Origin of the sequence: Amaricoccus sp. (assembly GCF_036846665.1) — a bacterium.
GTDB lineage: Bacteria > Pseudomonadota > Alphaproteobacteria > Rhodobacterales > Rhodobacteraceae > Amaricoccus.
The window spans coordinates 1-7212 of record NZ_DAIUBO010000198.1 but is presented as its reverse complement, the minus strand read 5'-3'; the positions used below and the strand labels follow the sequence as shown (position 1 = coordinate 7212).

6 protein-coding genes are annotated in these 7212 nt (G+C 72.0%); 3 read left to right on the top strand and 3 right to left on the bottom strand.

The window, feature by feature from the left end:
- Nucleotides 1-267: 267 nt before the first annotated feature.
- A complete protein-coding gene (locus V7050_RS16260; RefSeq protein WP_324369079.1) occupies nucleotides 268-1413 on the top strand; it encodes a DUF2235 domain-containing protein in 1146 nt (381 codons plus the stop codon).
- A gap of 248 nt (nucleotides 1414-1661) precedes the next feature.
- On the opposite strand, the gene V7050_RS16255 is transcribed toward V7050_RS16260, so the two are convergent.
- The 3 genes from V7050_RS16255 to V7050_RS16245 are packed head-to-tail and all read right to left on the bottom strand — an operon-like array spanning nucleotide 1662 to nucleotide 4749.
- A complete protein-coding gene (locus tag V7050_RS16255) occupies nucleotides 1662-2540 on the bottom strand; it encodes an esterase-like activity of phytase family protein (RefSeq protein ID WP_324369078.1) in 879 nt (292 codons plus the stop codon).
- Nucleotides 2537-3397 (bottom strand): penicillin-insensitive murein endopeptidase, encoded by an 861-nt coding sequence (gene mepA / locus V7050_RS16250; protein WP_324369076.1) that lies wholly within the window; start codon nucleotides 3395-3397, stop codon nucleotides 2537-2539. The genes V7050_RS16255 and mepA overlap by 4 nt, the downstream gene beginning before the upstream one ends.
- On the bottom strand, nucleotides 3394-4749 hold the full coding sequence (locus V7050_RS16245; RefSeq protein ID WP_324410839.1) for an MFS transporter: 1356 nt from the start codon (nucleotides 4747-4749) through the stop codon (nucleotides 3394-3396). Before V7050_RS16245 ends, mepA begins: the two co-directional genes overlap by 4 nt.
- A 258-nt stretch (nucleotides 4750-5007) precedes the next feature.
- On the opposite strand from V7050_RS16245, the gene rpsD reads away from it, so the two are divergent.
- On the top strand, nucleotides 5008-5628 hold the full coding sequence (gene rpsD / locus V7050_RS16240) for a 30S ribosomal protein S4 (protein ID WP_324369072.1): 621 nt from the start codon (nucleotides 5008-5010) through the stop codon (nucleotides 5626-5628).
- 81 nt (nucleotides 5629-5709) lie between these two features.
- A complete protein-coding gene (locus V7050_RS16235; RefSeq protein ID WP_324369070.1) occupies nucleotides 5710-7134 on the top strand; it encodes a homospermidine synthase in 1425 nt (474 codons plus the stop codon).
- Nucleotides 7135-7212: the final 78 nt, after the last annotated feature.

Below are 7212 nucleotides of genomic sequence, written 5' to 3'. Positions count from 1 at the left end.
TTGGCGTGACGGGCGGGGCGGGCGCTGCCCGGCGGTGCCCGCCGGGCGGGGTGGTTGCGCCAGGCGCGCTTGGACCTCTGCCTGACGGGGTTGCTTTGCCAGATGCGATCTTCCTGGGGCGTTTGCGGCGTCGGGGCAGGGATTGGGAAAGCTTTTGGCGCTATGCTCGGCGGGCGCGGGTGCTGGAGACCCGCGAGATCCCGAGACATCCATGCAATGATCGCCCCGCCGGGCGGCCGCCCCGGGGCGGGCGATCCGGAGCGATCCATGAAACGCATCGTCATCGCCTGCGACGGCACCTGGAAACGCATCGACGCCGAGCGGCCCACCAATGTGGCGCGGCTGGCGCAGGCCGTGCTGGCGCAGGCGCCGGACGGGGTGGCGCAGGTGGTCTGCCATCTCGACGGGGTCGGGACCGGGCGCGGCACCGGCGGGCTGGCGCGCATGCTCGACCGCACCCTCGGCGGCCTCTTCGGCCAGGGGCTGACCGCGACGCTGGCAGCGGCCTATCGCTTCCTCGTCTTCACCTATGCGCCCGGCGACGAGGTGTATCTCTTCGGCTTCTCGCGCGGGGCCTTCACCGCGCGCTCGCTCGCGGGGCTGATCCGCAATTGCGGCATCCTGGAGCGCGACGAGGCTTCGGCGATCCCCGCGGCGCTGGCCTTCTATCGCGACCGGGGTGCCGCCAGCCGGCCGGACAGCCCCGCGGCTTTGGCCTTCAGGGCGCGCCACGCGGGCCATGTGGTGCTGGGGCCGCGGGAGGCGGCCTGGCGGGCGGAGACGGGCGCGGCCGCCGGGCTGGCGCTCAGGCTCGCCTATCTCGGCATCTGGGACACGGTGGGGTCGCTGGGGTTGCCCGGGCACATGCGGCTGGCGGCGCGGCTGAACCGCGGGCTGGCCTTCCACGACACCGCGCTCTCCGGCTGCGTCGCCGCGGCGCGGCATGCGGTGTCGATCGACGAGCGGCGGCGCGGCTTCCCACCGACGCTCTGGCACAATCTCGCGGCGCTGAACGGCGGCCGGGTGCGCGGCGCCTATCAGCAGCGCTGGTTTCCCGGCGACCATTGCTCGGTCGGCGGGGGCGGGGCGGTGACGGGGCTCTCGAGCGACGCGCTGGTCTGGGTGGCGCAGGGCGCCGCGGCGGCGGGGCTCGCGCTCGACCCGGCCGCGGTGGCCGGCTGGGCGGCGGAGCGCGATGCGGCGGCGCCGCTGATGGCGCGCGGTTCCGCGGCGCCGGGTCTCTTCGACCGGCTGCTGGAGATCGCGCCGCGCCCGCGCCGGGGGCCGGGCGCGCTGCTCGATCTCGCGCCTTCGGCGCTTGCCCGGTGGGCGCGCGACCCGGGCTATCGGCCGCAGGCGCTGGCGCGCCTGGCGGCGGCGCTGGAGGCGGCGGCGGAGCGGGGCTTGGCCTGACCCGGTCTCCGGGTGATCGCCGCGGGCCGGCGCCGGTCAACTGGGTTTTGTCGTCGCGGATTTGGCGGGAGACGAATCCGCGCGCGCCTGCCAGGCATGCGCGCGCGGATCACCCGCTGACGGCGAAACCCGACCCCCCCTTCGACCACCGCGCTCGCGCGCTGCGTTCAACGAACCGGCGCGAGGCAGTGCCTCGCTCCTGCCGGTTCCCGGTGTCGCTCGGCAGATCGATGCAGCCGGGTGTCGTATCAGCGCTCCGCGAGCAGGAATTCCGCGATGATCGTGCGTTGCAGGGCGAAGAAGTTGTCGTCGGAGATCAGGGTGACGCGGGTCCTGCCCGCCTCGTCGCGCCAGACGGACATCCCCTCCATGTTGTCCATCTCGCCGATGCGGGTCTCGAACAGGGTGGTCTCGTCGCCGAGCCCCTCCGGGCCGAGGGTGAAGCGGCGGATCCGGGTCGCGAAGCCGCCGAGCCAGCGGAAGCTGCGCTCGAGCACGTAGAGCTTGCCGTCGGGGCCGAAATCCGCGTCCACCACCAGGAAGTCGCCGTCGCGGCGCAGGCGCAGATCCTTGTCCCAGCGGCCGTTGCGGAACCGGTAGACCGGGAAGGGGCGGTCGAGCTTGCCGCTGCGCTCGGGGATGGCGTAGAGCGTGCCCTCGGCGTCGATCGTCAGCGCCTCGAGGCCGGAATTGTTCTGCAGGCGGGGAAAATCGGGGTGGGGCGGCACGGGGGCCGCCGGGCCGTCGAGGCTGTCGTAGCGCCGGACCCGGTGGAAGGCCTCGAAGGAGACATAGGCGCGGCCCCGGGGATCGAGGTCGAGCCCCTCGGCGTCCACGTTCAGCCCGTCGAGCGGGGTGCCGGAGATCTCGTGCAGCGGCCCGTGGCCGGTCATGGCGATCCCGGTGAGCCTTCCGTTCTCGCGCTCCATCCGACCGGTCGCCCAGGTGCCCTTGTCGGAGACGGCAATGAGGCTCCGGCCGTCGTCGGTCACCGCGAGGCCCGAGAAGCCGCCGAAGCTCGCCTCGGGCTCGGTCCAGGGGATCTCGGCGTCGAGCAGCAGCGCCGGCCCGGCCGCGGAGGCCGCGGGAGCCCAGAGCAGGAGCACGAGGATGGCGGCACGCTTCATCGCGCGGAGAGCACCTCGCCGCATTGCGGCGGCAGGTCGGCGAGGCGCAGCGGCGGCTTGGGCTTCGGCTTCGGGGCGTTGGGGTCGGGCGGCTCCAGCGCCTCGGTCACCCACCAGACGGCGTCCTGGCAGCCGTCGCCGGCGGGCACCGGGTCGGGCATCACGCAGCCCGCAGCGCCCGCAGGGCAGTTCAGCCGCACGTGGAAGTGATCGTTGTGGCCCCACCAGGGCCGGATCTTGCCGAGCCAGGCGCGGTCGTTCGCGCCTGCGTCGGCGCACATGGCGAGCTTGGCCGGCGCGGTGACGAAGATGCGGTTGACGCGCGGGTCGAGCGCGGCCGCCCTGAGCAGCGCCTCGTGGGATTTCGTCCAGTTGCCGTTCACGTGCCGCTGGTCGGCGGAGCGCACGTCGATCGCGGAGAGCTGCTCGCGCTCGCGGCGGCTGAGGTCGAGCCGCGGCGGCGGCGTGAACCAGATGTCGACGTCGAGCCCGATCTGGTGGGAGGCATGGCCCTTGACCGGGCCGCCGCGCGCCTGGCTGATGTCGCCCACGTAGAGCCCCTTCCAGCCGACCCGGGTGGCGCTGCGGCTGAGATCCTCCACGAAGGCGATCATTTCGGGATGGCCCCAGTTGTGGTTGCGGCCGAGCCGCATCGCCTGCCAGGTCGGCCCGCTCTCGGGCAGCTGGACCCCGCCCGCGAGGCAGCCGCGCGCGTGCTGCCCGACGGGATGGGCGCCGTGCGGCGAGGGCGTCGCCCTGGCGGCGAAGAGCGATTGCGCGGTCTGGGCGCCGGCGCCCGCGGCGCAACCGGCGGCGACGAGGATGGCGAGAGTGATGGCACGCGCCGTCTGGATCATGCGGGGAGGTCTCCGGGCTGCTCGTATTCTTGTTTTGCCCAGTATAGCAGGAGGAGCCCGATCAGGAAAAGCGCGATGACCGGGCTGAAGCCCAGCCGCTGCGACCCGGTGGCGGCGGTGGTGACCGCGATCAGCGCCGGGGCGGCGAAGGCGGTGACCTTGCCCGAGACCGCGTAGAGGCCGAAGGCCTGGGCGCTGGCGACCCTGCCCTCGGCGAGATGCACGAGCAGGGTGCGCGAGGCGGCCTGGAGGATGCCCGATCCGGCGCCGAGCACCGCGCCGGCGAAGAAGAACACCCGGTCGGGCAGGGGGGATCCGGGGGCCACGGGAATGCCGAGCACCGCCTCGCGGGTGGTCATCAGCGCGAGCCCGCCGACGCCGATCAGCATCCAGATCGCCGCGACGATCACCGGCCGCGGCCCGAAGGCGCGGTCCGCCCGTCCGCCCAGCCAGGCGCCGAGTGCCCCGGCGCCGGCCGCGACGATCCCGAAGAGCCCGAGCTCGAACATGCCCCAGCCGAGCACGCCCGCGGCATAGATGCCGCCGAAGGCGAAAAGCCCCGCGAGCGCGTCGCGATAGACCATCGAGGCGAGAAGATAGGTGAAGAAGCCGCGGAACCTTCGGATCTGGCGCAAGGTCGCCCGGAGGTCGCGCAGCCCCTCCCGCGTCGCTTTCCCGAGCCGCGCGGCGGGGGCGGCATCGGGGGCGAAGAGGAAGAGCGGCAGGGCGAAGACGAGATACCAGAGCGCGCTGGCCGGGCCCACCGCGCGCGCCGGCTCGCCCAGCGCGTCGCTCAGCCCGAAGACCGGATCGAGCCCGGCCAGGGTGCGCGTCCCGCCGGGCGCCGGGGTCAGCAGCGCCAGCACCAGGGCGAGCGCCACCAGCCCGCCGGCATAGCCGAGCGCCCAGCCCGAGCCCGAGATCCGCCCGATCTCGCGCCGCGGCCCCAGCCCGGGCAGCATGGCGTTCGAGAAGATCAGGGTGAATTCCGAGCCGACATAGGCGAGCACGAAGAAGGCGAGGATCAGCCAGAGCGGCGAGGCCTCCGGCGCGGCGATCCAGAGCCCGGCGCAGCCGATCACGAAGGGGGCCGAGAAGGCGGCGATCCAGCGCTTGCGCGCCCCGGTGCGGTCGGCGACGGCGCCGAGCAGCGGCGCCAGCACCGCCACCGCGGCGCCGCCGATCGCCGTCGCGGTCGCCCAATGCGCCTGTCCCGCCACCGGGTCGCCGACCACGCGGGCGACGAAATAGGGTCCGAAGACGAAGGTGACGATCAGCGTCTGGAACGGCTGGTTCGCCCAGTCGAAGAGCATCCAGGCGAAGACGCCCCTGCGATCCATCCGCTCGTCCACCTGCACGCACCTCCGGCCGGGGCCGCCATATGAGCGCCTGCCGGCCCGGGCCGCAAGCGGCCAGGCCTTCGCAGTGGCCGTGATCCCGTCCGGATTGACAGCGGTCGCGCAGTCGCTATAAGCCCCCGGTCCGCTGCCCGGTTGGGGTGGCGGGAATGGGCGTCTGTGGACCCCGCAAGGGGAAGCCTGTCGGCCGGGATCGTCCCGGCAAAGGAAGCCGCCGCCATTGTTGCGACTGGATAGACGAGGAAAACCGACGTGACCAAGCGTACGTCCGCGAAATACAAGATCGATCGCCGCATGGGCGAGAACATCTGGGGCCGCCCGAAGAGCCCCGTGAACCGCCGCGAATACGGCCCCGGCCAGCACGGCCAGCGCCGCAAGGGCAAGATGAGCGACTTCGGCACCCAGCTGCGGGCCAAGCAGAAGCTCAAGGGCTATTATGGCGACCTGACCGAGAAGCAGTTCCGCCGCATCTATGCCGAGGCCGAGCGCCTGCGCGGCGATACCAGCGAGCTGCTGGTGGGGCTGCTCGAGAAGCGCCTCGATGCCGTGATCTATCGCGCGAAATTCGTGCCGACCATGTTCGCCGCGCGCCAGTTCGTCAACCACGGCCATGTGCAGGTGAACGGCCAGCGGGTGAACATCGCCTCCTATCGCGTGAAGGAGGGCGACGTGATCCAGGTGCGCGAGAAGTCGCGCCAGCTCGCCATCGTCCTGGAAGCCACCGGCAGCCCGGAGCGCGACGTTCCCGATTATCTCAGCGTCGACCATGCCAAGATGACCGCCGAATTCGTGCGCACGCCCGCGCTCGGCGACGTGCCCTATCCGGTGATGATGGAGCCCAATCTGGTGGTGGAGTTCTACGCCAAGAACTGATCGCCGCCAGCCCATCCCGCCGAAGGGCCGCGCGGGCGTCGCGCGGCCCTTTCGTTTTGCCGCAGGAAGGAGAGCCGAGGCATGGCCAGCACCCACCCGCTCCACGGCCGCATCGACGGCCCCGTCGTGATCGTCGGCTTCGGCTCGATCGGCCAGGGCACGCTGCCGCTGATCGAGCGCCACTTCGCCTATGACCCGCATGACGTGCATGTCATCGAGCCCTCCGACGAGCATGCGGCCTTCCTCGCCCAGCGCGGCGTCGATCACATCCAGGCGGCGCTCACCCGCGAGAACTACCGCGAGATCCTCGCCCCGCTCTTCCCGGAGCGGCGCGGGTTCTGCGTGAACCTCTCGGTCGACACCGGCTCGCTCGACATCCTGCGGCTCTGCCGGGAGCTGGGCGTGCTCTATATCGACACGGTGGTGGAGCCCTGGCCCGGCTTCTATTTCGACCTCGAGGCCGATCCCAGCGAGCGCACGAACTATGCGCTGCGCGAGGCGGTGCGGCGGGAGAAGCGGGCCAATCCGGGCGGCACCACCGCGGTGTCCTGCTGCGGCGCCAATCCGGGCATGGTGTCCTGGCTCCTCAAGGAGGCGCTGCTGCGGCTGGCCGAGGACAGCGGCCGCCCCGTCCCGGCACCCACCGACCGCGCGGGCTGGGCCGCGCTGATGCGCGACCTCGGCGTCAAGGGCGTCCATATCGCCGAGCGCGACACCCAGGCCGGGCGCGACGCCAAGCCGATCGGCACCTTCGTCAACACCTGGTCGGTGGAGGGCTTCATCGCCGAGAGCTTCCAGCCGGCGGAGCTCGGCTGGGGCAGCCACGAGACCTGGTTCCCGCCGAACGGGCACCGGCACGGGGCGGGCTGCCGGGCGGCGATCTATCTCGACACCCCGGGGATCCTGACGCGGGTGCATACCTGGTGCCCGACCGCGGGGCCGCAATACGGCTTCCTGGTGACGCATAACGAGGCGATCTCGATCGCCGATTACTACACCATCGGCGAGGGGGAGGCGCCGGAGTTCCGGCCGACCTGCCATTACGCCTATCATCCCTGCGACCAGGCGGTGCTGAGCCTGCACGAGACGCTCGGCTCGGGGGTGATCCAGCCGGAGGCCAAGATCCTCGACGAGAACGAGATCCTGAGCGGCGAGGACGATCTCGGCGTGCTGCTCTACGGGCATGCGAGGAACGCGCTCTGGTACGGCTCGCGGCTGAGCATCCGCGAGGCGCGCGCGCTGGCGCCCTATCAGAACGCCACCGGGCTGCAGGTGACGAGCGCGGTGCTGGCCGGCATGGTCTGGGCGCTGGAGAATCCGACCGCCGGGATCGTGGAGACCGACGAGATGGACCATGCCCGCTGCCTCGAGATCCAGCGCCCCTATCTCGGCCGGATCGAGGCGCATTACACCGACTGGACCCCGATCTCGACCCGCTGGCCGCAGTTCGCCGAGGAGATCGACGAGGCCGATCCCTGGCAATTCCAGAACGTGCTGGCCACCTGAGGCGGCGGCTGCGGCGGCCCGTCCCCATGGGGACGGGCCGTAACTGGCTGATAATACGGGATTAAAGTGTTAACGGGT